This is a genomic window from Agromyces subbeticus DSM 16689 (genome assembly GCF_000421565.1).
GTDB lineage: Bacteria > Actinomycetota > Actinomycetes > Actinomycetales > Microbacteriaceae > Agromyces > Agromyces subbeticus.
Genome location: NZ_ATXG01000014.1, coordinates 28,639 through 52,621, shown reverse-complemented (window position 1 = coordinate 52,621; position 23,983 = coordinate 28,639). Strand labels below are relative to the sequence as shown.

The 23,983-nt window shown below is 70.7% G+C and carries 22 protein-coding genes, 1 pseudogene and 1 riboswitch; of the genes and pseudogenes, 9 read left to right on the top strand and 14 right to left on the bottom strand.

From position 1 onward, the window contains the following. Nucleotides 1-141: 141 nt before the first annotated feature. From H521_RS0116585 to H521_RS0116535, 10 genes and pseudogenes are all read right to left on the bottom strand, one after another. A complete protein-coding gene (locus H521_RS0116585) occupies nucleotides 142-540 on the bottom strand; it encodes a YrdB family protein (protein ID WP_022894142.1) in 399 nt (132 codons plus the stop codon). 22 nt (nucleotides 541-562) lie between these two features. Beyond that, nucleotides 563-1,444 (bottom strand): formyltetrahydrofolate deformylase, encoded by an 882-nt coding sequence (gene purU / locus H521_RS0116580; protein ID WP_022894141.1) that lies wholly within the window; start codon nucleotides 1,442-1,444, stop codon nucleotides 563-565. Further along, the gene (locus tag H521_RS26135) at nucleotides 1,441-2,229 is read right to left on the bottom strand and encodes an Ig-like domain-containing protein (RefSeq protein ID WP_026482398.1); all 789 of its coding nucleotides are present in this window, start codon (nucleotides 2,227-2,229) and stop codon (nucleotides 1,441-1,443) included. Before H521_RS26135 ends, purU begins: the two co-directional genes overlap by 4 nt. 514 nt (nucleotides 2,230-2,743) lie before the next feature. Continuing rightward, a pseudogene (locus H521_RS26690) lies at nucleotides 2,744-3,556 on the bottom strand (RNA polymerase sigma factor); the annotation flags it as partial. 249 nt (nucleotides 3,557-3,805) lie between these two features. Then, complete coding sequence (gene nagA / locus H521_RS0116560; RefSeq protein WP_022894136.1) at nucleotides 3,806-4,966, bottom strand: N-acetylglucosamine-6-phosphate deacetylase; 1,161 nt, start codon at nucleotides 4,964-4,966, stop codon at nucleotides 3,806-3,808. Continuing rightward, nucleotides 4,967-5,752: a DeoR/GlpR family DNA-binding transcription regulator gene (locus H521_RS0116555; RefSeq protein ID WP_022894135.1), complete on the bottom strand. Its 786-nt coding sequence runs from the start codon at nucleotides 5,750-5,752 to the stop codon at nucleotides 4,967-4,969. Then, nucleotides 5,749-6,603, bottom strand: coding sequence for a class II fructose-bisphosphate aldolase (locus H521_RS0116550; RefSeq protein WP_022894134.1), 855 nt, complete (start codon nucleotides 6,601-6,603; stop codon nucleotides 5,749-5,751). Before H521_RS0116550 ends, H521_RS0116555 begins: the two co-directional genes overlap by 4 nt. Next, nucleotides 6,600-7,568, bottom strand: a complete 969-nt coding sequence (locus H521_RS0116545; RefSeq protein WP_022894133.1) for a 1-phosphofructokinase family hexose kinase — start codon at nucleotides 7,566-7,568, stop codon at nucleotides 6,600-6,602. The genes H521_RS0116550 and H521_RS0116545 overlap by 4 nt, the downstream gene beginning before the upstream one ends. Continuing rightward, complete coding sequence (locus H521_RS0116540) at nucleotides 7,565-8,539, bottom strand: ROK family protein (protein WP_022894132.1); 975 nt, start codon at nucleotides 8,537-8,539, stop codon at nucleotides 7,565-7,567. Before H521_RS0116540 ends, H521_RS0116545 begins: the two co-directional genes overlap by 4 nt. Further along, on the bottom strand, nucleotides 8,539-9,408 hold the full coding sequence (locus H521_RS0116535) for an SIS domain-containing protein (RefSeq protein ID WP_026482397.1): 870 nt from the start codon (nucleotides 9,406-9,408) through the stop codon (nucleotides 8,539-8,541). The genes H521_RS0116540 and H521_RS0116535 overlap by 1 nt, the downstream gene beginning before the upstream one ends. A gap of 427 nt (nucleotides 9,409-9,835) precedes the next feature. Here H521_RS0116535 and H521_RS0116530 point away from each other — a divergent pair, with 427 nt between their 5' ends. The 3 genes from H521_RS0116530 to H521_RS0116520 are packed head-to-tail and all read left to right on the top strand — an operon-like array spanning nucleotide 9,836 to nucleotide 13,070. Beyond that, nucleotides 9,836-11,083, top strand: coding sequence for an extracellular solute-binding protein (locus H521_RS0116530; protein ID WP_022894130.1), 1,248 nt, complete (start codon nucleotides 9,836-9,838; stop codon nucleotides 11,081-11,083). A 58-nt stretch (nucleotides 11,084-11,141) separates the two neighbouring features. Beyond that, nucleotides 11,142-12,158, top strand: coding sequence for a carbohydrate ABC transporter permease (locus H521_RS0116525; RefSeq protein WP_022894129.1), 1,017 nt, complete (start codon nucleotides 11,142-11,144; stop codon nucleotides 12,156-12,158). Nucleotides 12,159-12,161: 3 nt separating this feature from the next. Further along, nucleotides 12,162-13,070: a carbohydrate ABC transporter permease gene (locus tag H521_RS0116520; protein ID WP_022894128.1), complete on the top strand. Its 909-nt coding sequence runs from the start codon at nucleotides 12,162-12,164 to the stop codon at nucleotides 13,068-13,070. Between the two features lie 82 nt (nucleotides 13,071-13,152). Here H521_RS0116520 and H521_RS0116515 read toward each other — a convergent pair whose 3' ends face one another. Then, on the bottom strand, nucleotides 13,153-13,542 hold the full coding sequence (locus H521_RS0116515) for a VOC family protein (protein WP_022894127.1): 390 nt from the start codon (nucleotides 13,540-13,542) through the stop codon (nucleotides 13,153-13,155). A 98-nt stretch (nucleotides 13,543-13,640) separates the two neighbouring features. Next, entirely contained in the window at nucleotides 13,641-15,299 is a 1,659-nt protein-coding gene (locus H521_RS0116510) for a beta-N-acetylhexosaminidase (RefSeq protein WP_022894126.1), read from the bottom strand. Between the two features lie 118 nt (nucleotides 15,300-15,417). Next, nucleotides 15,418-15,498: riboswitch (ZMP/ZTP riboswitch) on the top strand. 72 nt (nucleotides 15,499-15,570) lie between these two features. On the opposite strand from H521_RS0116510, the gene glyA reads away from it, so the two are divergent. The 5 genes from glyA (at nucleotide 15,571) to H521_RS23920 (ending at nucleotide 21,539) form a co-directional block, all read left to right on the top strand. Further along, nucleotides 15,571-16,845 (top strand): serine hydroxymethyltransferase, encoded by a 1,275-nt coding sequence (gene glyA, locus H521_RS0116505; RefSeq protein ID WP_022894125.1) that lies wholly within the window; start codon nucleotides 15,571-15,573, stop codon nucleotides 16,843-16,845. An 8-nt stretch (nucleotides 16,846-16,853) separates the two neighbouring features. Next, nucleotides 16,854-17,738: a bifunctional methylenetetrahydrofolate dehydrogenase/methenyltetrahydrofolate cyclohydrolase gene (locus H521_RS0116500; protein ID WP_022894124.1), complete on the top strand. Its 885-nt coding sequence runs from the start codon at nucleotides 16,854-16,856 to the stop codon at nucleotides 17,736-17,738. 71 nt (nucleotides 17,739-17,809) lie between these two features. Beyond that, entirely contained in the window at nucleotides 17,810-19,198 is a 1,389-nt protein-coding gene (locus tag H521_RS0116495; protein WP_022894123.1) for an acylneuraminate cytidylyltransferase, read from the top strand. Between the two features lie 11 nt (nucleotides 19,199-19,209). Then, nucleotides 19,210-20,085, top strand: coding sequence for an N-acetylneuraminate synthase family protein (locus tag H521_RS0116490; RefSeq protein WP_022894122.1), 876 nt, complete (start codon nucleotides 19,210-19,212; stop codon nucleotides 20,083-20,085). After that, nucleotides 20,082-21,539: a DUF6716 putative glycosyltransferase gene (locus tag H521_RS23920; RefSeq protein ID WP_022894121.1), complete on the top strand. Its 1,458-nt coding sequence runs from the start codon at nucleotides 20,082-20,084 to the stop codon at nucleotides 21,537-21,539. Before H521_RS0116490 ends, H521_RS23920 begins: the two co-directional genes overlap by 4 nt. Before the next feature lie 32 nt (nucleotides 21,540-21,571). Here the strand turns inward: H521_RS23920 and H521_RS0116480 are convergent, their stop codons facing one another. Both H521_RS0116480 and H521_RS0116475 read right to left on the bottom strand, forming a co-directional pair. After that, nucleotides 21,572-22,108, bottom strand: a complete 537-nt coding sequence (locus tag H521_RS0116480) for a gamma carbonic anhydrase family protein (RefSeq protein ID WP_022894120.1) — start codon at nucleotides 22,106-22,108, stop codon at nucleotides 21,572-21,574. A gap of 9 nt (nucleotides 22,109-22,117) precedes the next feature. After that, a complete protein-coding gene (locus H521_RS0116475; RefSeq protein ID WP_026482392.1) occupies nucleotides 22,118-23,425 on the bottom strand; it encodes an APC family permease in 1,308 nt (435 codons plus the stop codon). Between the two features lie 59 nt (nucleotides 23,426-23,484). Between H521_RS0116475 and H521_RS0116470 the strand changes: the two genes are divergently transcribed. After that, the gene (locus H521_RS0116470; RefSeq protein ID WP_022894118.1) at nucleotides 23,485-23,979 is read left to right on the top strand and encodes a YbaK/EbsC family protein; all 495 of its coding nucleotides are present in this window, start codon (nucleotides 23,485-23,487) and stop codon (nucleotides 23,977-23,979) included. The last annotated feature ends 4 nt before the right edge of the window (nucleotides 23,980-23,983 follow it).

Below are 23,983 nucleotides of genomic sequence, written 5' to 3'. Positions count from 1 at the left end.
ATGCCGCGGCATCCGTCCACCCCATCGCCGTCAGGCGCCCGAATGTCGCGCGTGCTCGGGCGTGCTCGCGCTGGTGAGGCGTCGCCGTGTCGTGCTCACGGCGTTCATCATGGCGACCGGGGAGCAGCCGCAGCGCGATGGTCAGCCGGCGAGTTGACGGCGGCCGTGCACGACGCCGCTGATCGCGGCGGCCACGGCGAAGACCACCGCGACGATCGGCTGGCCGAGGGTCCACCAGCCGAGGGCGGCCGCTGAGAAGACGGCGATCTCGACGAGCGCCTTGCCGAAGAGGTCGACCCGGAACACGGCTTTCGGCGAGACGAACAGCGCCCAGGCGAGAATCGCCAGGAGCGGCGCACCGATGCCGATGAGCACTCCCGGCCACGGCAGCGGGAAGGCGAGGAAACCCCAGATGCCGAGCGAGACGAAGGCGAAGAGCTCGAGGAAGAACCGGAGGATGTCGTTCGGCCCGATCTTCGCCATCTGCGCACGCTGTTCGTCGCGCTGCTGCCGGTCGTGCTGGTGCTGTGCTTCGCTCACGACCCTCAAGCCTACCCGCGCCTCAGCGGAAGATGATCGTGCGGGCGCCGTCGACGAGCACCCGGCGCTCGGCGAACCACTTGACCGCCTGGCTGAGCGTGCGGCTCTCTTCGTCTTGCCCGATCGCGACGAGCTCGGCGGGGCTGCGCGAGTGATCGACGCGCACGACGTTCTGCTCGATGATCGGGCCCTCGTCGAGGTCGCTCGTCACGAAGTGCGCTGTCGCACCGATCAGCTTCACGCCGCGTGCGTGCGCCTGTCGATAGGGGTTCGCCCCCTTGAATCCGGGCAGGAACGAGTGGTGGATGTTGATGCAGCGGCCTTCGAGCGCAGCACACAGCTCGGGCGAGAGGATCTGCATGTAGCGCGCCAGCACGACGAGCTCGATGTCGTGTTCGTCGACCGCAGCGAGCACGCGTCGTTCGAACTCGGCCTTCGACGCGGCATCCGTGACGGCGAGCGATTCGAACGGCACCCCGTAGAAGTCGACCAGGTCGCGGAGAGTGCCGTGGTTGGAGAGCACGAGCGGGATCTCGACCGACAGTTGCCCCGCGCGCTGGCGGAAGAGCAGGTCGTTCACGCAGTGCCCGGCCGTCGAGGCGAGCACGAGGGTGCGCAGGGGGCGGGCGACCTCGTCGAGGTGCCACTGCATGCCCCAGCGCTCGGTGACCGGATGCAGCGCCGCTTCGACCTCGTCACGGCCCGCCGGCGATTCGACCTGCAGGCGCATGAAAAAGCGGCCCGTATCGAGGCTCGCGAACTGCTGGCTCTCGGTGATGTTGCCGCGGGCGGCCACCATCGCGCCGCTCACGGCGTGCACGATGCCGGGGCCGTCGGTGCAGCTGAGGGTGACGACCCAGTGGTGCAGGCGTTCGGGAGGTGCGCCGGGAACGTGCTCGGTCATCCCGCAAGACTAGCCGGAGCGGATGCCTCGTCGGCCCACCACCAGCGCTCGGCTACGGCGGTCGGACCATACCGTTCATCCGCGGTGTATCGCACCGTGACCATGATGTCGCGGGGGATGTCGAAGAGCCCGCGAACGGTGTAATCGCCTTCCGCATCGAGCACGACCCGACTGTACTCCGCGCCGTCGACGAGCACCTGCACGGTTGCACCCGGGGCGCCATCGAACGAGATGCGCCACACGTAGCGACCGATACCCTCGAGCACCAACTGGGGACTCGACAGCGAGACCTCGACCGGTATGCCGGGAACAGAGTCGTTGCCGGCCAGGTCGGTCTGGGTGACGGTGAGCAGGTGCGTGCCAGCCGGAAGGCCCGAGTACGTCAGCGACCAGTTTCCGTCGGCGTCGGCGGTCGCGTCGGGCTCGGCGACAGCGGCAGATGCGGACGCGGCCGAGAGAACGACGTCGGACTGCACCTGCACTCGGATCTCTGCACCCGGTTCGGCGGTGCCCGACAGGATCGGGTCGACGAGGCCGCCGCCGGTGTCGGGCTCGAACACCACCGGCGGCAGGGCCACGGTGTCGACGGGCTCGGGATCGGGCGGCGTGGTCGGTGTCGTGGGCGTTGGTGTCGTGGGCGTGGTCGTCGGCGGAGTGGGGTCGGGAATCGGCGAAGGCGATGGCGCGGCGTCGACCTCTTCGGGCTCGACGTCGACCGGGGGGAGCGACGGGATTCGGCGGTGCGATCGGCGGCACGATCGGAAGCGGCACCGGCGCCGCGACATTCGGAACCTCGATCTCGGTCGTATCGGGCGCCGGCTCGGCGACCACCGAGGTCTCGGGCGGAGGCGGCGCCGCGGCGAGCGTCGGCACGATGATGACGGCAGCGACGGCCGCCGCCGCGAGCACGAGGGTACCGACTCCGGCACCGATGACGACACCGGCACCGCCCACCGCGCCGACCAGGCCGCCGGCCGTCGATGCGCCGGCCGTTGCGCCCGCCGTGGTTCCGGCGGCACCGGAACCGGCACCCGCGCCGGCTGTGCCGGATGCGCCCGTGGATGCGCCGGCAGCTCCGGTTGCGCCCGCAGCTCCGGTCGCGCCCGCCGAGTGTAGACCGGTGACGACGGCAGGCATGCCGGCCGCGCCGAGTGCGAGATCGGCGACCGGTGCGCCTTGCGAGAGCCAGGCGGAGTAGGCGGTCGCGCCGCCGATGCCTGCCGTGAGCGGGAGCAGCACGAGGGCGAGGCGGGAGCCGACGTCGCGAGCCTCGGCGGCGACGATCGTGCACTTGGCGCAGTCGTCGAGGTGCGCCTCGAGTCGCGTGGTCTCGCGAGTGCGGAGCTTGCCCCGGGTGTAGCTGCCGAGGCGATCGATCGTCCACTGGCACTCGGGGGCGTTCGCGGGGTTGCGCAGGTGCACGCGGATCCAGGCCTGCCGCAGTCCCTCGCGAGCCCGGTAGGCGAGCGCCGCCGTGCTGTTGGCGCTCATGCCGAGCAGCGGAGCGATCTGCTGCGGGGTCATGTTCTCGACCTCCGAGTACCAGAGCACCTCCTGCCACCGGGTCGGAAGCGATCGGAAAGCCTGCGCCGTTGCGCCGCGGTCGAGGGCTTCGAGCGTGGCCGACTCGCTCGACGCAGGGTCTTCGAACGACTCGAGCGTGTCGAGCGTGGTCTCGTGGCGCGCGCGCCCCCAGCCCGCCGCCGTGTTGCGGATCGTCGTGAAGAGGTACGGGCGGAACGCACCGGTGGGCCCGCCGCCCGCGAGGATCGTGCTGTAGATCTTGGTGAACGACTCGGCCACGAGGTCGTCGGGGTCGAGCGAACTGTACGAGCGCGCGACGGTGCGTGCCGAGGCCGAGTGCCGCTCCCAGAGCTCGGCGTACGCGGAGCGGTCGCCCTGACGCGTGCGCTCGATGAGCGCGGCGTCGGCCGATCGGTCGGTACGCAGCGGTGGCACTGATGCTCCTTCGGTTCGCGGGCCGGTGTCGGAATGGTCGGCCCACTGAAGAGACGCGTCGATACGCGATTCATGACGCGAGTCACGGACCTGTACATTCCAGCAGAAATCGCTGTGAAACTCGCGTACGAATCTTTCCGGAATGCGCGTCATAGAAGGCGCAGTGCCCCGTCTCTCTGGGTGAAGGCGAATTCGCCTTCACCACCGCCGTCTCAGGCGACCCGAATCCCGAGACGGATGCCGGCCCTGCCGGCGCCAGGGCGGAGAGCATCGGGGGAACGATGCGCCGCTCGACCGGGCGGGTTTCGGAGGCGATGGGGAACACGCCTCCGAACCCGGCCCGTGGGCGGGCGAGCCCCGCGAGGGCCCAGCGCCCGTGCCCGCGGGCGAGCCCGCGAGCGGTCAGGCGAGCCGCGTGCCCGCGCCCCAGACGGCATCGACGCGTAGCTCGGCGTCGAGCAGCACCGCGTCGGCGGCGAACCCAGTGTCGAGCCGGCCGAGGTCTGCCGCACGGCCGATGGCGGCCGCCGGGGTGAGCGTCACGGCGCCGACCGCCTCGTCGAGCGGGATGCCGCTGTCGAGCACGGCGCGCCGAAGCGCTTCGTCTTGGGTGAGCGTGGACCCCGCGATGGAGCCCCCCTCGCGAAGCCGGGCGACGCCGTCGGCCACGACGACCTCGAGCGTTCCGAGCAGGTAGGTGCCGTCGGCCGAGCCCGCCGCCGCCATCGCATCGGTCACGAGCGCCACCCGGCCGGGAGCTCCGGCGAATGCGAGCCTGACGACGTCGGGATGCACATGGACCCCGTCGTTGATGACCTCGAGCGTCACGTGGTCGGCGTGCATGGCCGCGGCGACCGGGCCCGGTGCGCGGTGATGGATGCCGCGCATGCCGTTGAAGGCATGGGTGAGGATCGAGGCCCCCGCGTCGAAGGCCGCGAGCGCCGTCTCGAAGTCGGCACCCGTGTGCCCGACGGCGACCTTGACACCCGCCTCGGTGAGCCGCCCGATCGCGTCGAGCGCTCCGTCGTGCTCGGGCGCGATCGTGATCTGCCGCAGCGCGCCGGCTGCGGCCTCGAGCAGCAGGTCGACGGATGCCGCGTCGGCGGCGCGCAGCAGCGCCGGATCGTGCGCTCCACGGAAGTCGTGATCGAGGAACGGGCCCTCGAGGTGGGCGCCGAGCACTCGGGGATCGCGCTCGGCGAACCGCGAGATCGTCGTCAGCTCCGCAGCGAGGCGCTCGACCGTGGAGGTCACGAGCGAGAGCACCGTGCGCGTCGTGCCGTGCGCATTGTGCACGGCGAGCATCGTCTCGATCGCGGCTTCGCCTTCATCGGCGGACGCGCCGCCGGCACCGTGGCAGTGGATGTCGATGAATCCGGGGGTGAGGAACCGCCCCGCGGCATCCGTGACCTCGACGGCGCCCTCGGGAACCTCGTCGCGCCAGCCGTCGCCGATGCCCCGCGCCGCGACCCGGTCTCCCTCGAAGCGCACCCACGCGTCGGTCACGGTGTCGGCGCCGCTCACGAGGCGTGCGGAATGGATGACGACGGGTGCGCTGCTCACCTAAGCAACGATAACGTCGTAGCCCGCATCGGAGAGGCGCTCGCGCTGGTCATCGGTGATGCCCGAATCGGTGATGACCGTCGAGAACAGTCGGCGTGGGCCGATCGCCGCGAACGCGCGCTTGTCGATCTTCGACGAGTCGGCGACGAGCACAGCCTGGGTCGCACGGCCGGCCATGAGTGCGTTGACCGCCGCCTCACGCTCATCGTGCGAGGTCGGTCCGAGCACGGGGTCGATGCCGTTCACGCCGATGAAGGCGAGGTCGAGCGTGATGCTGCCGAGCACCGCGTCGGTGTAGGCGCCCACGAGCTCGTACGACCGGGCGTGCACGACGCCGCCGGTCACGACCGTCTTGATCTGAGGACGCATCGCGAGCTGCATCGCGATGTTGATCGCGTTCGTCACGACGGTGAGGCTCGGGTCGGGCGCCGGCTCCATGATGTCGCCGCGCGACATGAGCGCATCGGCGATCGCCGTCGACGTCGTGCCGCCGCAGAGGCCGATCACGGCGCCGCGCGGCACGAGCGCGCTCGCCGCTTGCGCGATCGCCGCCTTGGCGCTCGGGTTCTGCTGGTTCTTGTAGCGGATCGGCAGGTCGTAGGCGACCGAATGCGCGACCGCGCCACCGCGCGTGCGGGTCAGCAGCTGCTGGCGGGCGAGCGCGTCGAGGTCGCGGCGGGCCGTGGCCGGCGACACCTCGAGGTGATCGACGATCTGGTCGACGTCGACCTGCCCGCTCTCGGCGAGGAGGTCGAGCACAGCGCTCAGTCGCTCGGCACGATTCATCCGTTGGTGTCCTTTCCAGCGAACAGTCGGAGGAGGCGAGCCGCCTCCGATTCGATGGCGTCGCGGCCGGCAGAGAGGTACTTGCGCGAGTCTACGACGCCGGGGTGCTCATCGAGGAATCTGCGGATCGCGCCCGTGAACCGGGCGTTCAGGTGGGTCGAGACGTTGATCTTCGTGAGGCCGGCGCGGATGCCGGCGACGATCGTCTCATCGGCGACGCCGGAGGAACCGTGCAGCACGAGCGGCACGGTCTCCGGTACGGCGGCGCGGATGCGGGCGACGAGCCCGAGGTCGAGCGCTGCAACCCGCTCGGTCATGGCGTGCGAGGAGCCGACGGCCACGGCGAGGGCGCCGACCCCGGTCTCTGCGACGAACTGCGCCGCCTCGTCGGGGTCGGTGCGCACGCCGGGCGCGTGCGCGCCGTCTTTGCCGCCGATCTCGCCGAGCTCGGCCTCGACGAGCACGCCCGCGCTCGCCGCGTGGCCGACGACGCGACGGGTGGTCGCGACGTTGTCGGCGAAGTCGAGCTTCGCACCGTCGTACATGACGGAGCCGAATCCGTGGTCGATGGCCAGGAGCGCGAGAGCCGCGTCTTCGGCGTGGTCGAGGTGCACGGCGATCGCCGCACTCGACGCCTCGGCGACGGCGAGGGTCGCCCGTGCGATGGGTTCGAAGCCCCCGTGGTAGCGGATCGCGTTCTCCGAGATCTGCAGGATCACGGGCAGCCGCGTCGCCTCGGCCGCGGCGGCGAGCGCCTCGGCCGTCTCGAGATGCAGCACGTTGAACGCGCCGACCCCCCACCCGGCGGCGACGGCGTCGGTGAGGATGGCGCGAGTGGGGGTGAGGGTCATGCTGACTCCTTCGGCTCGGAGGCGGGGCTCACGACGACCTCGCGTTCGAGGCCGTCGTGTTCGGGGGAGAGCTCGCCGGCGAGCGGCATCAGCACGGCGGAGGCCGACCACGCGGTCGCCCGGCGGGCGAGGCGGATTCGCGCGGACTCGCCGTCGGGGGTGTTCGCGGTGAGCCCGGGCGTCTCGGCCACGGCCGCGGCGATCGCGGCGACCGCGGCATCACCGGCACCGGTCGCGTTTCCGTGCAGCGCACGCGGCAGTCGGGCACGGATGTCGGAGGCATCCGCGGTCGCGACCACGAGGCCCTCGGCACCGAGGGAGGCGACGACGATCCCCGCGCCGAGCTCGAGCAGCGCGGCGATGCCGGCCGCGGTGTCGGCGGCCCCGGTCGCGGCGAGCAGTTCTTCGGCGTTGGGCTTCACCGCGATCGCACCGGCACGTGCCGCTGCGAGCATCGCCGGGCCGCTCGTGTCGACGATCACCGGCGTGCCGGCGACGGTCAGGATGCAAACCAGTTCGCCGAGCTGGTCGGGGCCGAATCCGGGCGGAAGGCTCCCGCAGATCGCCACCGCATCGGCATCGTGCGCGAGTTCGACGACGTTCGCCATGAGTGCAGCGAGCTCGTCGGGCGAGATCGCATCGCCGTGTTCGTTCAGCACGCTCGTCTCGCCGGCAGCCTCGTCGACGATGGCGATGCTGCGTCGCGTCGGCGCTGCGACCGGCACGAGGCGGTGCGGGATGCCGCTCGCCACGAGCTCGGCGGCGAACTCGGCACCGACGCCGCCGCCCGAGGTCGCGAGGGCGATCACGTCATGGCCCTGTGCGTGCAGCACGCGGGCGACGTTCAGTCCCTTGCCACCGGCACGCGTCGCTCCTGCATCGACGCGGTGGGTCTCTCCCGGCAGCAACCGATCGACGTGCCAGGTCAGGTCGAGTGCCGGGTTCGGCGTCACCGTGAGGATCATCGCGCGCCGCCGTTCCGACGCGCGACGGCGAGGTCGCGGGCGGCGAGGGCGGTGCCGAGAAGGCCGGCGTCGTCGCCCAGTTGGGCGTGCACGAGCACGGGTCGGCGATGGAAGCTGAGCAGGGCGTCGAGCCGGGCGCCGAGCGGCGCGAAGAGGGCGGGGCCCGCCTGCGCGAGGCCACCGCCGATCACGACGGCTTCGGGCGCAAGGTTCGCGACGAGTCTGGCGAGAGCTTCCGCGAGGGCTTCCACCGCGTCGTCCCAGACGCGCTTCGCGAGCGGATCGCCCGCCGTGGCCGCCTCGAGCACCTCCCGGGCACCCGCGACGGCGACGCCGGTCGCGGCGGAGTAGCGGCGAGCGATGGCCCCCGCCGAGGCGATCGTCTCGAGGCATCCGATGGCGCCGCACGGGCATCGCTCGCCGAGCGGATCTGCCAGGGAGTGACCGATCTCGCCGGCGTAGCCGCCGCCCGCGTAGGGGTGGCCGCCGAGCACGAGGGCGCTCGCGATGCCGGTGCCGATCGCGAGCACGACGACGTCGCCGTACCCGCGGGCAGCGCCGAGCCGGTGCTCTGCATCGCCGGCGGCGCGCACGTCATGGCCGAAGGTGACGGGCAGCCCGAGTGCCTGCTCGGCGAGCGAGCGGATCGGCGCGTCGCGCCAGCCGAGGTTCGAGGCGAACATGCCGACGCCGGCGACCTCGTCGACGAGACCCGGTACGCTCACACCCGCGGCGACCGGCACGACGCCCGGAGCGGCCTCCAACTGCTCGCGTGCGAGCACGGCCAGCGACGCCACGATCGTGCCGGCCGGGTCGGCCGGGTCGAGCGGCGTGGACGACCGGCGAAGGCCCAGCACGCGGCCGGACGCATCGATGAGCGCCGACTTCGTGTCGGTGCCGCCGACGTCGAAGGCGAGCACGGCGTCGCCCGGGCCGAGGGCCGCAGGTTCGGGAGACGAGTGCTCGACCATCAGGCGTCGAGGATGACGGAACGAGTGAGGTTGCGGGGCGAGTCGGGGTCGAGGCCCTTCGCACGGGCGCGGGCGAGGGCGACGCGCTGGGCGCGCACGAGCTCGGCCATCGGGTCGAGGCGGCCGGCCTCGAAGTGGGCGCCGGTGGCCGCGACATCCGTGTCGAGCCCCTCGGGCGCCTCACCGAACTGCCAGGTGACTCGTCCGGGCGCGGCGATCGCGATCGGACCGTGGCGGTACTCCATCGAGGGGTACGACTCGGTCCAGGACTGCGAGGCCTCGCGCATCTTGAGGGCGGCCTCGTGCGCCAGCCCGACCGCCCAGTCGCGGCCGAGGAACGTGTACTGCTCGGCGTCGGTCAGCACGGCCGGGAGCTCTTCGGCGACCGCGCGCTCGGCATCGGCGATTGCTCCGGTGAGGTCTTCGCCGAGCGACGCGCGGAAGAGCGCGAGCGCCGTCGTGGCGAACCGGGTCTGCACGACCGAGCGCTCATCGGCGAAGGGGAGGGTCACCGCGGTGTCGGCGAGGTCGACCAGCGGGGAGGACTCGTCGCCGATGATGCCGATGGTGCGCACTCGGTCGCGCAGTTCGCCGACGAGCTGCAGCACCTCGGTCGTGGTGCCCGAGCGCGAGAGGGCGACGACGGCGTCGTAGCCGCGATCGACGAAGGCCTCGGATGCCGCGAAGGCGTCGGTCTCGCCGTGACCGCCCGACTCGCGCAGCCACGCGTACGACTGCGCGATGAACCAGGACGTTCCGCATCCCACCACTGCGATGCGCGCGCCGCGGGCCGGCAGCTGCGCCTGCTCGGCGCGGAGCTCGGCGGCTCGTGCCCATGTCTGGGGCTGCGACGCGAGCTCAGCGGCCATGTGTTCTGCGGGGGCGTGTGCGGTGGTCGATTGCTCGGTCAAGAGGGCTCCAGACAGGTGTGCGGCGATCGCGGCGGCGATCCGCAGCGACATGACGGTTCCAATGATTGCAGATGAGCGCAGATGACTGCAATCCGTACACAACGATCATAGAAACGATTGAACGCCGGCGCCGTTGTTGCACGGCGGAGTTTGTGAGGGATCTGAACAAAATCTCATAACGAATGTGTTGCGCGTCTTGACGGGCCACCGGCATCCGACGTAGATTTCCAGCGTCGGATGAACGAACATGATCGTTTGGTCGGCGAAACGTTCAGGAAACAGCACTCTGGCACGATCGCAGAACGCCCGTCCGGAACACACGCACCGTCGCGCGAGGCTTCACCTCCGGCGCGGGTGCACCATCCATCACAGTGAGGAAGCATCCATGAAGAAGTCTCTGCGTCTCGGCGCCGCCGTCGCGCTCGCGGCCACGGCATCGCTCACGCTCGCATCCTGCGGCTTCGGCGGCGGTTCGGGCGACGACGAAGCCGGTGGCAAGACCACCCTCGACCTGCTCGTGCCGAGCTACTCCGACAACACCCAGAGCCTCTGGGAAGACGTCATCAAGGGGTTCGAAGCCGAGAACACCGACATCGACGTCAAGCTCGAGGTGGCGTCGTGGGACAACCTCGAGACCCTCATCGCCACGAAGATCCAGGGCGGCGAGGCTCCCGACATCTACAACGGCGGCCCCTTCGCCGGCTTCGTCACCGATGAGCTGCTGTACCCCGCCGAAGACGTCGTCTCGCCCGAGACCTTCAGCGACTTCCAGGACTCGTTCATCGCGAACGCCGAGGTCGACGGCACCGCCTACGCGCTGCCCCTCATCGCATCGGCTCGCGCCCTGTTCGTGAACAACGCCCTGCTCGAGCAGGCCGGCGTCACCGCGCCTCCCACCACGTGGGACGAGCTGCTCGACGCGGCGACGAAGGTCTCCGCACTCGGCGGCGGCATCGCCGGCTACGGCATGCCACTCGGCTCCGAAGAGGCCCAGGCAGAGGCAGCAGTCTGGCTCTGGGGCGGTGGCGGCACCTTCGGTGACGCCGACGCCATCACGATCGACGACCCCGCGAACCTGCCGGGCGCCGAGCAGATCAAGAAGATGATCGACGCGGGCGCCACCCAGGCCGACCCGGGCTCGACCGACCGTTCGCCGCTCATGGACATCTTCATCCAGGGGCAGATCGGCATGCAGGTCGGCCTCCCGCCGACCGTCGGCCAGATCGAGGAGAACAACCCCGAGCTCGACTACTCGATCGTCCCGATCCCCACGCAGGACGGCTCGCCGTTCACGCTCGGCGTCATGGACCAGCTGATGGCTTTCGAGAACGACGGCGACAAGCAGGACGCCATCACGAAGTTCCTCGACTACTACTACACGTCCGACGTGTACGTGCCGTGGGTGCAGGCCGAGGGCTTCCTCCCGGTGACGAAGTCGGGTGCTGAGGCGCTCTCCAGTGAAGAGGCGCTCGCGCCCTTCCTCGAGGTGCTGCCCGACGCGCAGTTCTACCCGAGCACCAACGAGAAGTGGTCGGCAGCGGATGCCGCGTTCAAGGCGCTCTTCGGACAGCTTCAGACGAAGCCGGCCCAAGACGTCCTGACCGAGATCCAGGCCCAGGTCGACGCGGGCTGATCCAGCTCGACCCGCACGTCCGCACGTTTTACCCGGAGGGATCGGTGACCACCGAACCATGAGCACCACGTCCGAAACGTCATCGATCCCCGCGGGGGCGGCCACCGGCCGCCCCCGCCCCGGCGGGCAGGGCGGGCAGGGCAATTCCCGCCGCCCCCGCCCCGGCGGTACCGCCGGCGAGGTCAAGCCCCGCCGCGGCGGCCGAGAGCTCCTCGGCGCACTGCCCTGGATCGGGCCCGCCCTCATCCTCATCTTCGGCGTCGTGCTCTTCCCGGCCGTCGTCATGTTCTTCAACTCGACCCGCGACATCTCGATCTCGGGTCTCGACAAGGGTTCCGTCGGCTTCGACAACTACATCGAGGTCTTCTCCTTCCCCTACTTCTGGCCGATCTTCGGTCGCACGATCGTCTGGGTGGTGGTGGTCGTCGTGGCCACCGTGCTCATCTCGCTCGCGCTCGCGCAGTTGCTGAACAAGGCCTTCCCGGGCCGCCGCATCGTGCGCCTCGCGGTGATCATCCCGTGGGCGGCATCCGTCGTGATGACGACGATGGTCGTCTACTACGGCCTCGAGCCGTACTTCGGCATCATCAACAAGTTCCTGGTCGACATCGGCCTCATCGCGACGCCCGAGGGCTACGGCTGGACCCGCAACCCCGAGACCGCCTTCGCTTGGTCGATCGTCGTCGCCGTGTTCGTGTCGCTGCCGTTCACGACCTACACGATCCTCGCCGGGCTGCAGACGATGCCCGGCGAGGTGCTCGAGGCCGCCAAGATGGACGGCGCCGGGCCGGTGCGCACCTACTGGGGCGTCGTGCTGCCGCAGCTGCGCAGCGCGATCTCGGTCGCGGTGCTCATCAACATCATCAACGTCTTCAACTCGCTGCCGATCCTGAAGGTGATGACCGGGTCGATCCCCGGCTACGACGCCGACACGATCATGACGATGATCTTCAAGTACATCCAGAACCAGCACAAGGTCGACGTGGCGAGCGCGCTCTCGGTCGTCGCCTTCCTCATCGTCATCGTGATCGTCGCCATCTACGTGCGCGTGGTCAAGCCCATGAAGGAGGTCTGAGCCGTGGCCGTCACCGCACCCGCGTTCGAGACGATCGCCCCGCCCGCGGCATCCGCTCGCAAGCGCCGCTACACCGAAGACCAGGTGCCGCTCGGCAAGATGATCTGGCGCATGGTCGCCGGTTTCCTCGTGCTGGCCGTCTTCGTGCTGCCGTACGTCATCATGTTCTTCGGCTCGGTCAAGACGAAGGCGCAGATCCGTTCGGTCGACCCGACGTACTTCCCCCAGGAGTGGCACTGGGAGAACTACATCAACATGTGGTCGACGCCCGAGACGCCGCTGCCGCAGAACCTGATCTCGACGATCATCATCTCGGTCTTCGCGACGCTGCTCGTGCTGCTGGTCTCGCTGCCCGCCGCGTACTACACGGCTCGGTTCAAGTTCCCGGGCCGCATGGTGTTCCTCTTCCTCGTGATCGTCACGCAGATGCTGCAGCCCGCGGTGCTGACGTCGGGCCTGTTCCGCCAATTCGTCGCGCTCGAGCTCATCGACACGTGGGCGGCGATGATCTTCATCAACGCGGCGTTCAACCTCTCGTTCGCGGTGTGGATCATGCACAGCTTCTTCGCGGGCATCCCGAAAGAGGTCGACGAGGCCGCGCAGATCGACGGTGCCGGCCGGCTCAGGGTGCTCTTCACGATCAGCCTGCCGCTCGTCTGGCCCGGCATCGTCACGGCGATCGTGTTCACCTTCGTGGCCTGCTGGAACGAGTTCGCGGCCTCGCTCGTGATCCTCTCGACGGCCGGAAATCAGCCGCTCTCCGTTGCCCTCACGAAGTTCGTCGGGCAGTACGAGACGTCGTGGCAGTACGTGTTCGGTGTCTCGATCGTGGCGATCGTGCCCGTCGTGATCCTCTTCATGCTCATCGAGAAGCGCCTCGTCGGCGGCCTCACCGCCGGCAGCGTCAAGTAACCACCAGAACCAGCGGATGTCGCGGGTGCCGCTTGCCCCGCGACATCCGCTCAGCCTGGCGCGAGCCAACCGCCTCGCTGAATCAGGAGGCGCTGGGGTCGGTCGTCCAGAGTCCGAGGATGTTGCCCTCGGAGTCCTCGAAATACGCGAACCAACCCATGCCGGGCACCGCAGCGCGGGGGGACACGACGGAACCGCCGATCTCGGTGATGCGCTCGAGCGAGCCGTCGATGTCGTCGACGTCGATCGTGAGGATCGGGGTCGTCAGTCGATCGGCCCGCTGGAACATCCCGCCGTTGATGGCCCCCGGCTCCAGCGGCTGCTGGGTGGACTCGTCGACCGGGGTGGTCACGACGTTCGTGTAGTCCATGCCCGGAATGGGATCGAGTTTCCAGTCGAACGCCGTGCGATAGAACGCCCGCGCACGCTCCTGGTCGTCGGCCGGAATCTCGAAATGCACGATGCCTGGCATCTCCGCCTCCTTCGTCGGGGCACGGCACGACCGCGCCTCACGGGAGCATAGACCCGGCGCGACGACGCCGACAGTGACCGCAGGACGGGCTGCCGGGATCACTCCATCCAGGCCACCCCGCCGACCTTGCGGTAGGCGACGCCGAGCGCGTCGAGGTGCGTGCCGAGCGAGGCGAGCCGGGCGTGGAACGACCCCTCGTCGCGAGCCGCGCCGCTCGCGGGGGCGGGCGACCACGCGATCTCGGCGATCGCGGTGATGCGCGGGAAGGCCATGAACTCGAGATCGGTCGCGGTCGCGATCGTCTCGGTCCAGACGGGCGCCTCGACGCCGAGGATATCGGACTCGGCAAGACCGGGAACGATTGCAGACGGCTCCCACGCGTACGCCTCCTCGAGCGTCGTCGGGCCGTCGGCCCAGAGTTGCCCGACCTTGCCGCCGAGCGGGCCGTCGGGGTCGTCGGGGTACTTCATGTCGAGGTAGGCGACATCGGCGGGGGAGAGGATGACGCTGCCGCCCTGCTCCACGAACGAGGTCGTGAGCTCGGCCGCATCGTCGCGCGGGGCGACGAAGTCCCAGTACTGGCCGATCGTGCCGTCGGGCAGCTCGCGAGACGCTCCCATCTCGTGCCAGCCGATGACGGTCTTGCCGGTCGCTGCGCCGGCCGCCGTGATGCGCCGCACGAGGTCGAGGTAATCGGCCTCCGACGTCGCGAGCGATTCGTCGCCGCCGACATGCAGCCATGGGCCGGGTGTCATCGCCGCGACCTCGCCCAGGACATCGGCGAGGAACCGGTCGGTGGCTTCCGCTCGCTCGGGCGAGGCGCAGAGCGACGAGAAGCCGACCTCGATGCCTTCGTAGGGCTTCGGGGCGACCCCGTCGCAGTTCAGCTCGGGGTAGGCGCTGAGCGCCGCGTTCGTGTGCCCTGGCAGGTCGATCTCGGGCACGACGGTCACGAACCGCTCGGCGGCGTACTCGACGATGCGGGCGTAGTCGGCCTTCGAGTAGAAGCCGCCGCCGTCGCCGCCCGCCGAGGTCGACGCGCCGATGCCGGTCAGCTCGGGCCATGCGTCGATCTGGATGCGCCAGCCCTGGTCGTCGGTGAGGTGCAGGTGCAGCACGTTGAGCTTCAGCAGGGCGATGCGGTCGATGTGGTCGAGCACGTCCTCCACCGGAAAGAAATGGCGCGCCACGTCGAGCATGGAGCCGCGATAGGCGAATCGCGGGGCATCGGCGACGGATGCCGCGGGCACGATCCATCCGTCGGCCGGCACCTTCGCAGCATCCGTTCGCTCGATCTCGGCCGGCAGCAGTTGACGCAGCGTCTGGGTTCCCCGGAAGAGCCCGGCGGGGGCGGGCGCCGTGATGCGGACGCCGTCGGCGCCGCTCTCGAGCGTGTACGCCTCTGGGCCGTCGCCGGCGCCCTGGTCGATGACGAGCGCGAGGTCGGATGCGTCGGCCTCGCCGCCGACCACGGGCAGCTCGAATCCGGTGGCGAGGCGCGCTTGCGCGGCGAAGGTCTCGGCGACGGTGGCCGCCTCTCCTTCCGCGACGAAACGCGACTCCTCCGTGAGGGTGAACGAGCCACCGCCCGTGAGTTCGAATTCGACGGGGGCCGGGATGATGCCGGTCACGGCGTCTCCGTTCTGTTGGGCGGTGCAGCCGGCGAGGGCGAGTGCGGGGCAGACGACGGCCGCGACGATGAGGCTCGCGGCGATGCGGGTGCGTGTGCGCGTGCCGGGGCGGCTGCGACGGTGCATGCGTCCTCGCTCGGTCGGGAGGGGAAACAAAGGTAAGGATTCCTAACTCACATCGTCGCACGAATCGCCACCGGGCGGCAGTGCGGTCGTGGTCATCGAGGTGCATCCGTTGCTAAGCTTCGAGGGTCGCGACTGGCGTTGAGATGGATACCATCGGGGAGCGACTGGCACGGATCGACCGCACGCCTGGGCCGGTACGCATACCTCGGCGCTGGCGCGCGCGAGGCAGCACCCCTCTGCAGTCCGTCAGTCAGTCATGAAGGAGCCAGTCTTGGCCGAGTCCGTTTTCAATGCGCCGCTTTCCGAAGTCGACCCCGAGATCGCTGAAGTCCTCGAGCTCGAACTCGGTCGCCAGCGCGACTACCTCGAGATGATCGCGAGCGAGAACTTCGTTCCCGTCTCGGTGTTGCAGTCGCAGGGCAGCGTGCTCACCAACAAGTACGCCGAGGGCTACCCCGGTCGCCGCTACTACGGCGGCTGCGAGTATGTCGACGTCGCCGAGTCGCTCGCGATCGAGCGGGCGAAGTCGCTCTTCGGCGCCGCCTACGCCAACGTGCAGCCGCACTCGGGCGCCACCGCGAACGCCGCGGTGCTCTCCGCGATCGCCACGCCCGGCGACACGATCCTCGGCCTCGAGCTCGCGCACGGCGGCCACCTCACGCACGGCATGAAGCTCAACTTCTCGGGCAAGCTCTACAACGCCGTCTCGTACGGTGTCGACCCCGAGACGTTCCTCGTCGACATGAACGTCGTGCGCGACAAGGCCCTCGAGCACAAGCCGCAGGTCATCATCGCCGGCTGGAGCGCGTACCCCCGTCACCTCGACTTCGCCGCGTTCCGCGCGATCGCCGACGAGGTCGGCGCGAAGCTCTGGGTCGACATGGCGCACTTCGCCGGCCTCGTCGCAGCGGGCCTGCACCCGAGCCCCGTGCCGCACGCCGACGTGGTCTCGTCGACCGTGCACAAGACGATCGGCGGCCCCCGCTCGGGCTTCATCGTCGCGCGCGACACCGAGCTCGCGAAGAAGCTCAACTCCAACGTGTTCCCGGGCCAGCAGGGCGGCCCGCTCATGCACGTGATCGCGGCGAAGGCCACGGCGTTCAAGATCGCGGCATCCGAGGAGTTCAAGAACCGCCAGGAGCGCACCATCCGCGGTGCGCAGATCCTCGCGGCACGCCTCACCTCCGACGACTCGCGTGCTGCCGGCATCGACGTGCTCACGGGCGGCACCGACGTGCACCTCGTGCTCGCCGACCTCCGCAACTCGAAGATCGACGGCCAGCAGGCCGAAGACCTCCTGCACGCGGCGCTCATCACGGTGAACCGCAACGCCGTGCCGTTCGATCCGCGCCCGCCCATGGTCACCTCCGGCCTGCGCATCGGCACGCCGGCGCTCGCGACCCGCGGCTTCGGCGACGTCGAGTTCACCGAGGTCGCCGACATCATCGCGCTGGCATTGCAGGGCGAAGCGGATGTTGCGACGCTCCGTTCCCGCGTCGAAGCCCTCACGGCGGCGTTCCCGCTGTACCCGGGCCTCACGCAGTAGGGATTCCGATGACCGCGATCACCCTCGACGGCGTCGCCACGGCGTCGGCCGTCAAGTCCGAGCTCGCCTCGCGCATCCAGTTGCTCAAGGCGCATGGCGTCGTGCCGGGGCTCGGCACGCTCCTCGTGGGCGACGATCCGGGCTCGCGGTCGTACGTCGCGGGCAAGCACCGCGACTGCGCCGAGGTCGGCATCGAGTCGATTCGCATCGACCTGCCGGCCTCGGCCACCACGGCCGACGTGCGGGCCGCGATCCGCGACCTCAACTCGTCGCCCGAGGTCACGGGCTACATCGTGCAGCTGCCGTTGCCGGCCGGGCACGATGAGAACGCGATGCTCGAGCTCATCGACCCCGACAAAGACGCCGACGGGCTGCACCCGACGAACCTCGGCAGGCTCGTGCTCGGCATCGAGGGCGAGCTGCAGTCGCCGCTGCCGTGCACACCGGCCGGCATCGTCGAGATGCTGCGTCGCTACGACGTGCCCATTCGAGGGCGTCACGTCACGGTGATCGGCCGGGGCCTGACGGTCGGGCGCCCGCTCGGCCTGCTCTTCACCCGCAAGGGGCTCGACGCGACGGTCACGCTCACCCACTCGCGCACCGAAGACCTCGCCGCCGAGGTGCGACGTGCCGACATCGTCGTGGCCGCCGTCGGCGTTCCGCACCTCGTGAAGGCCGAGTGGATCAAGCCGGGCGCCGCCGTGCTCGACGTGGGCATCACGCGCGTGCAAGACGACGACACCGGCAAGGGCAAGCTCACGGGCGACGTCGATCCCGCTGTGGCAGAGGTCGCCGGGCACCTGTCGCCGAACCCGGGCGGCGTCGGGCCGATGACCCGCGCCATGCTGCTCGCGAACGTCGTGAAGGCCGCCGAACAGCGCCTGCACCGGTAGTCGACCTGCCGGTCGCCCGGTGTTCACCACTCGTGCACCGGGCGGCCGTCTTGCGCGCGTAGCTTCGCGCCATGGCCAGCGCCGAACTCGTCGATGCACCGGCCGCCCCGGCGGCGGTTCCGGCCGTCGCCGACGTGACGGCAGTCGCTGCGACCGCACGAGCGACGGCGATCATCCCCGCGCGCGGCGGCTCGGTCGGCCTGCCCGGCAAGAACCTGGCGCGGGTGGGCGGGGTGCCGCTCGTCGCGCGCGCCGTGCGGGCCGCGCTCGCCGCCGATCGCATCGCCCGCGTCGTCGTCACGACCGACGATGTCGAGATCGCCGATGCCGCTCGCTCGGCCGGCGCCGAGGTCGTCGACCGGCCGGCCGACCTCGCCGGGGGTCGCGTCTCGAGCGAGTCGGCGCTGCTGCACGCGCTCGACGCGCTCGACGCGCTCGACGTCTTCGACGGGCTCGAGCCGGCCCTCGCCGTGACCGTGTTCATTCAGGCGACCTCGCCGTTCATCGACCCCGCTGACCTCGACGCCGCGATCGACTGTGTCGCGTCGGGCGAACGCGACGTCGTGTTCGCTGCCGCGCCCTCGCACGTCTTCCTCTGGCGCGACGACCCGAGTGCCGAAAGCGCCGTCGGGGTGAACCACGACTCGGCCGCGCGCCTGATGCGGCAGGAACGCGAGCCCGAGTACCGCGAGACCGGGGCGTTCTACGTCTTCGGCACCGACGGGTTTCGTGCGGCCGGACACCGGTTCTTCGGCCGCGTCGGCATCCAGCCGGTCGACGCCGACCACGCCATCGAGATCGACGACCTCGCCGACCTCGAGCGCGCCAGGGCCCTCGCCGCTCACGTGGATCGCGGGATCGCGGCATCCGGTCGTGGGCCGATCGCCGCCGGGTCGCAACCGCTCATCGAGGTCGACGCGCTCGTCACCGACTTCGATGGCGTGCACACCGACGACACCGTCATGGTCGACCAGCTCGGCCGCGAATCGGTGCGGGTGAGCCGCAGCGACGGTCACGGCATCTCACGGCTGCGCAGAGCGGGCATCCCGGTGCTGATCCTCTCGGCCGAGGAGAACCCCGTGGTCGGCCGCCGCGCCGAGAAGCTCGGGGTCGAGTGCGCGCAGGGCGTCGACGAGAAGGGCGCTGTGCTGCGCGAGTGGGCCGCGAACCGCGGCATCCCACTCGACCGCATCGCCTACCTCGGCAACGATCGCGGCGACCTGCCCGCGCTCGAGCTCGTCGGCTGGCCGATCGCGGTTCCGGATGCCGCGCCCGACGCTCTCGCCGCGGCACGCCACGTGCTCACGCAGCCGGGTGGGCACGGTGCCGTGCGCGAGCTCGCCGACCTGATCCTCGCCGCCCGTGCGGCTGCTGCGACCGGCGCGCGCAGCGTGCGCTCCGACGCGCGACCTGCCGTGAGCACCACCGCCGACCCTGCGCACCCGCGCGATTCCGAATGAGGGAGAACCACATGTCCGTGCGCATCGGCCGATCGATGATCGGCGCCGAGTACCCCGTCTACGTCATCGGCGAGATCGGCCTGAACCACAACGGCGACGTCGAGATCGCCAAGCGCCTCATCGACGTGGCCGTCGAATCGGGCGCTCAGGCCGTGAAGTTCCAGAAGCGCACGCCCGAGATCGCGACGCCCGAGCACATGCGCGACGTGCCGCGGGAGACGCCGTGGGGCACGATGAGCTACCTCGACTACCGGCGCCGGGTCGAGTTCGGCGAGGCCGAGTACCTCGAGATCGCCTCGTATGCGCTGCGCGCCGGCATCGACTGGTTCGCCTCGCCGTGGGACGTGCCCTCGGTCGAGTTCCTCGAGGGGCTCGACGTGGTCGCGCACAAGGTCGCGTCGGCGTCGGTCACCGACCTCGCGCTGCTCGAGGCCATCGCGCAGACCCGCAAGCCGGTGATCCTCTCGACGGGCATGTCGACGCTCGACGAGATCGACCGCGCGGTCGAGGCGCTCGGCACCGACCGGCTCGTCATGCTGCATGCGACCTCGAGCTACCCGATGCCGCCCGAGGAGGCGAACCTGCGCACGATCGAGACGCTGCGCGGTCGCTACCAGGGCGTGCCGATCGGCTACTCGGGTCACGAGCGCGGCCTGCAGATCTCGCTCGCCGCGGTGGCACTCGGCGCGGTCGCGGTGGAACGCCACATCACGCTCGACCGCGCCATGTGGGGCTCCGACCAGGCGGCATCGCTCGAGCCGACCGGGTTCGATCACCTCGTGCGCGACATCCGCGTGATCGGCGAGGCGATGGGCGACGGCGTGAAGCGAGTGTTCCCCGGTGAAGAGGCGCCGCGCGCAAAGCTCCGCCGAGTTCCCGCACTGTGAGCGACGGGCACGACCTCGGAGACGGGCGCCGCCTCGGCGACGGGAACGAGGTGGGCACGGATGCCGCGGGGGTGCTGTCGGCCGCGGCATACGTGGCCTCGCCCGCCCGCATGCTCGTGATCGCCGACTCCGACTCCTACGTGAAGTGGGGTGCCGCCTTCGCGTCGCGCCTCGCTGCGCACTGGCACGCCGAGCTCGTGGTGCTGCAGACGCCCGTGCAGCCGAGCGCACGGCAGCTCGCCTCCGCGCTCGCCGGAACGTTATTCGCAGTCGGCGACGTGCCGGCGCTGAGCCTCGAGCAGCTGACCGCGCGACTCGCGCTGACGCGCCCCGATGCGGTGCTGCTCGCACTGCGGGGACCGCTCGTGCGGGTCGTCGCTCCCATCGTGGCGGGCTTGCCCGATCGCCCGGTGCTCGTGAGCGGCTTCCCGGGGCTCACGATCCCTGCAGAGCCGAAAGCGATCATCTACCGCGAGCAGGTCGACCTCATCGTGCTGCACAGCCACCGCGAGGTGCGCGAGTTCCGGGCGAACGCCGATCGACTCGGGGTCGCCGTCGACTTCGGCCTCGCCACCCTGCCGTTCCTGCCGGATGTTCTGGCGCTGTCGGACGCGCCGACGACGGCGTCGGCCGGCACGGATGTCGCGGCCGGCACGGATGTCGCATCGGTCGCGGATCTCGCATCCGTCCGACCTGCCGGCGATCTCGTCTTCGCTGCCCAGGCCAAGGTGCCCGCCGAGCGCGAGGATCGTGTGCGACTGCTCGGCTGGCTCGCGGATGCCGCCCGGCATCGGCCGGGCCGGCGGGTCGTCATCAAGGTGCGCGCCCGCCGGGGGGAGGCGCAGACCCACGCCGAGGCGTTCGACTTCGCCGAACTGCTCGCCGACGCCGAGGTGCGGCACGTGCTCGGCGGAACGCTGCCGCCCAATCTCGTCGTCGAGGACGGCCCGATGTCGCGGCACCTGGCCGGAGCCGCCGGCCTCGTGACGGTGAGCTCGACGGCGGTGCTCGAGGCCGTGGCGACGGGGTTGCCGGTGCTACTCGTCGACGAGTTCGGCGTCACGCCGAAGCTCATCAACACCGTGTTCGAGGGCAGCGGATTCTTCGGCGGCGCCGACGCGCTGGCCGATTGGTCGTTGCGCTCGCCGAACGCGGAGTGGCTCGTCGACAACTACTTCCACGGTCGTGAGCACGATGACTGGAGGGGCCGCCTCGACGCGTTGCTCGAGCAGCGCTCAGCCGCCGCGCTGCGCCCGCGCGACCGCGCGTACAACCTCACCGGCGGGGCGTTGCGCCGATCGTTCGAGCGCAAGCGCATGCTCGGCGCGCACGACCGCTCGCTCGCGGGCGCGCTCTCGATGCTGGTCGCGATTCCCGCCCGCTGGCTCGTGCGTCGCGCCCGTGCGGTGCGCAAGCGCGTGCTGGAGTACCGCTCGGGCCCGCTCGAGGCGTAGCCGCCCCCCGCGCCCCCGGTGCCCGCCCGACATCAGTCGACCGGCGCGGAATGCTCCTCGACGTGGCGCAGGTAGGCCGCGGCGTTGCGCTGGATGCCCGCGCGCTCGACGTCGCTGAGCTCTCGGCGCACCTTGGCCGGCACGCCCGCCACGAGCGACCCCGGTGGCACGACCGTGCCCTCGAGCACCACTGCACCGGCGGCGACGAGCGAGCCGGCGCCGATCACGGCGCCGTTCAGCACCGTGGCGCTCATGCCGATGAGGCAGTCGTCTTCGATCGTGCAGCCGTGCAGCACGGCGCCGTGGCCCACCGAGACGCCACGGCCGACGGTCAGCGGGTAGCCCGCATCGACGTGCCCGACGACGGTGTCTTGCAGGTTCGCGTTCTCGCCGATGACGATCGGCTCGGCCTCGGCGCGCAGCACGGCGTTGTACCAGACACTCGACCCGGCGGCGAGGCGCACGTCGCCGACGACCACCGCTCCTGCCGCGACGAACGCCGTCTCGTCGAGCACGGGGGCGGCCACCCCAGCGATCGTGAGGATGCGGGCCGAAGGATCTGCAGGCATGCCGACAGCCTACGCGCGGCCGCCCCGCGGCCCTCGACGCGAGCGCACCCCGCGCACGACGAGCCGGATCAGGGCGCCGACGGCGAGCACGCCCACGCCCGCCGCGAGCGAGACGAGCGGAAGGGTGGCCACGAGCACGAGACATCCGACCGCACCGGCCACCGAGAGTGCACGCGGTACACGCCGCTCGCGCGCGGGCTGGGTGATCGCCGCGACGTTCGCGACGAAGTAGTAGAGCAGCACGCCGAACGACGAGAACCCGATGGCCCCGCGCAGGTCGACGGTGATCACGAGCACGATGATGACGAGTGCGACCGCGATCTCGGCGATGTGCGGCACCTGGAAGCGCGGATGCACCCGGGCGAGCGGCCGGGGCAGCTCGCCGTCTCTCGCCATCGCGAGCGAGGTGCGACCGATGCCGGCGATGAGGGCGAGCAGCGCGCCGAGGGCGGCGACCGCGGCCCCGACGCGCACGATCGGCTGCGCCCACTGCCACCCGGCTGCGCCGACGACGTCGACGAGCGGGGCGACGGATGCCGCGAGCCGATCAGCCCCGAGGGCGACGAGTGCCGCGGCGCCGACGGCCGCGTAGACGACGACCGCGATGCCGAGCGCGATGCCGACCGCTCTCGGAATCGTGTGGGCGGGTTCGCGCACCTCTTCGCCGAGCGTTGCGATGCGGGCGTAGCCGGCGAAGGCGAAGAACAGGAGGCCCGCCGACTGCAGGATGCCGAGCCAGCCCTGATCGAACAGTCCGGCGCCGAACAGCGAGTCTCCGCCGGCGGCGCCCGCTGCGCTCGCGGCGCCACCGAACACGGTGGTGACGCCCGCCACGACCACGAGGCCGAGCACGAGCAGCACGCCGATGACGATGACGGTCGCCGCGCGGGCGGTGCGGGTGATGCCGCGCAGGTTCACGGCGGCCAGGACGATCACCGCAGTGACCGCGAGCGGTCGTTGCCACTCGACCGGTGCGAGATAGGCGGCGAAGGTGATCGCCATCGCCGCGCAACTCGCGGTCTTGCCGATCACGAAGCTCCACCCGGCGAGGAACCCGGGCCATTCGCCCAGCCGCTCGCGGCCGTAACGATAGGCGCCGCCCGACTCGGGATACCGGGCCGCGAGCTGCGCCGTCGAACTCGCATTCGCGAACGCGACGAAGGCGGCGATCGCGAGACCGACAAGCAGGCCCGCGCCGGCTGCCTCGGCCGCGGGGGCGAATGCCGCGAAGACGCCCGCCCCGATCATGGCCGCCAGGCCGATCGCGACAGCATCGCGGAGTCCGAGTCGTCGGGCGAGGGCGGGCTGATCCACGATGGCACCCTACGCCATGCCGGTGACGTGCCGGCGTCGGCGCGGGCATCTACGATCGACGCATGACTGAGCTCTCCCACTCCGCCGTCGATCGCGTCCGCGAGGCCCTCGCCGGGCACGGCATCGACGCCGAGATCGTGTGGTTCGACGACGCCGTCACGACCGCGCAGCTCGCCGCAGACGCGCTCGACGTCGAGGCAGCGCAGATCGCGAACTCACTGGTCTTCACGATCGACGACGAGCCCATCCTCGTGATGACCTCGGGGTCGCACCGCGTCGACACCGAGTGGCTCGGGCAGCAGCTCGGCGGCGTCATCCGGCGCGCTTCGAAAGAGACGGTGAAGGCGGCGACCGGACAGGTGATCGGGGGTGTCGCGCCCCTCGGCCACCCGGCACCGGTGCGCACGATCGTCGACGTACAGCTCGCCGACTACGCGGTGGTCTGGGCAGCCGCGGGGCATGCGAAGACGGTGTTCCCGACGTCGTTCGACGAGCTCGTGCGCATCACCGGCGGCACACCGAGCGCCGTCGAGCCGCCGGCATCCGCGGTCGCCTGACGCG

Excerpts from the sequence above, each read along its gene's own strand:
- purU (WP_022894141.1), bottom strand. The coding sequence starts at position 1,444 with ATGACCGAGCACGTTCCCGGCGCACCTCCCGAACGCCTGCACCACTGG.
- H521_RS26135 (WP_026482398.1), bottom strand. The coding sequence starts at position 2,229 with ATGTCGCGGCGCCGGTGCCGCTTCCGATCGTGCCGCCGATCGCACCGC.
- H521_RS0116555 (WP_022894135.1), bottom strand. The coding sequence starts at position 5,752 with ATGAATCGTGCCGAGCGACTGAGCGCTGTGCTCGACCTCCTCGCCGAG.
- H521_RS0116550 (WP_022894134.1), bottom strand. The coding sequence starts at position 6,603 with ATGACCCTCACCCCCACTCGCGCCATCCTCACCGACGCCGTCGCCGCC.
- H521_RS0116545 (WP_022894133.1), bottom strand. The coding sequence starts at position 7,568 with ATGATCCTCACGGTGACGCCGAACCCGGCACTCGACCTGACCTGGCAC.
- H521_RS0116540 (WP_022894132.1), bottom strand. The coding sequence starts at position 8,539 with ATGGTCGAGCACTCGTCTCCCGAACCTGCGGCCCTCGGCCCGGGCGAC.
- H521_RS0116535 (WP_026482397.1), bottom strand. The coding sequence starts at position 9,408 with ATGGCCGCTGAGCTCGCGTCGCAGCCCCAGACATGGGCACGAGCCGCC.
- H521_RS0116530 (WP_022894130.1), top strand. The coding sequence starts at position 9,836 with ATGAAGAAGTCTCTGCGTCTCGGCGCCGCCGTCGCGCTCGCGGCCACG.
- H521_RS0116525 (WP_022894129.1), top strand. The coding sequence starts at position 11,142 with ATGAGCACCACGTCCGAAACGTCATCGATCCCCGCGGGGGCGGCCACC.
- H521_RS0116515 (WP_022894127.1), bottom strand. The coding sequence starts at position 13,542 with ATGCCAGGCATCGTGCATTTCGAGATTCCGGCCGACGACCAGGAGCGT.
- H521_RS0116510 (WP_022894126.1), bottom strand. The coding sequence starts at position 15,299 with ATGCACCGTCGCAGCCGCCCCGGCACGCGCACACGCACCCGCATCGCC.
- H521_RS0116500 (WP_022894124.1), top strand. The coding sequence starts at position 16,854 with ATGACCGCGATCACCCTCGACGGCGTCGCCACGGCGTCGGCCGTCAAG.
- H521_RS0116495 (WP_022894123.1), top strand. The coding sequence starts at position 17,810 with ATGGCCAGCGCCGAACTCGTCGATGCACCGGCCGCCCCGGCGGCGGTT.
- H521_RS0116490 (WP_022894122.1), top strand. The coding sequence starts at position 19,210 with ATGTCCGTGCGCATCGGCCGATCGATGATCGGCGCCGAGTACCCCGTC.
- H521_RS0116480 (WP_022894120.1), bottom strand. The coding sequence starts at position 22,108 with ATGCCTGCAGATCCTTCGGCCCGCATCCTCACGATCGCTGGGGTGGCC.
- H521_RS0116470 (WP_022894118.1), top strand. The coding sequence starts at position 23,485 with ATGACTGAGCTCTCCCACTCCGCCGTCGATCGCGTCCGCGAGGCCCTC.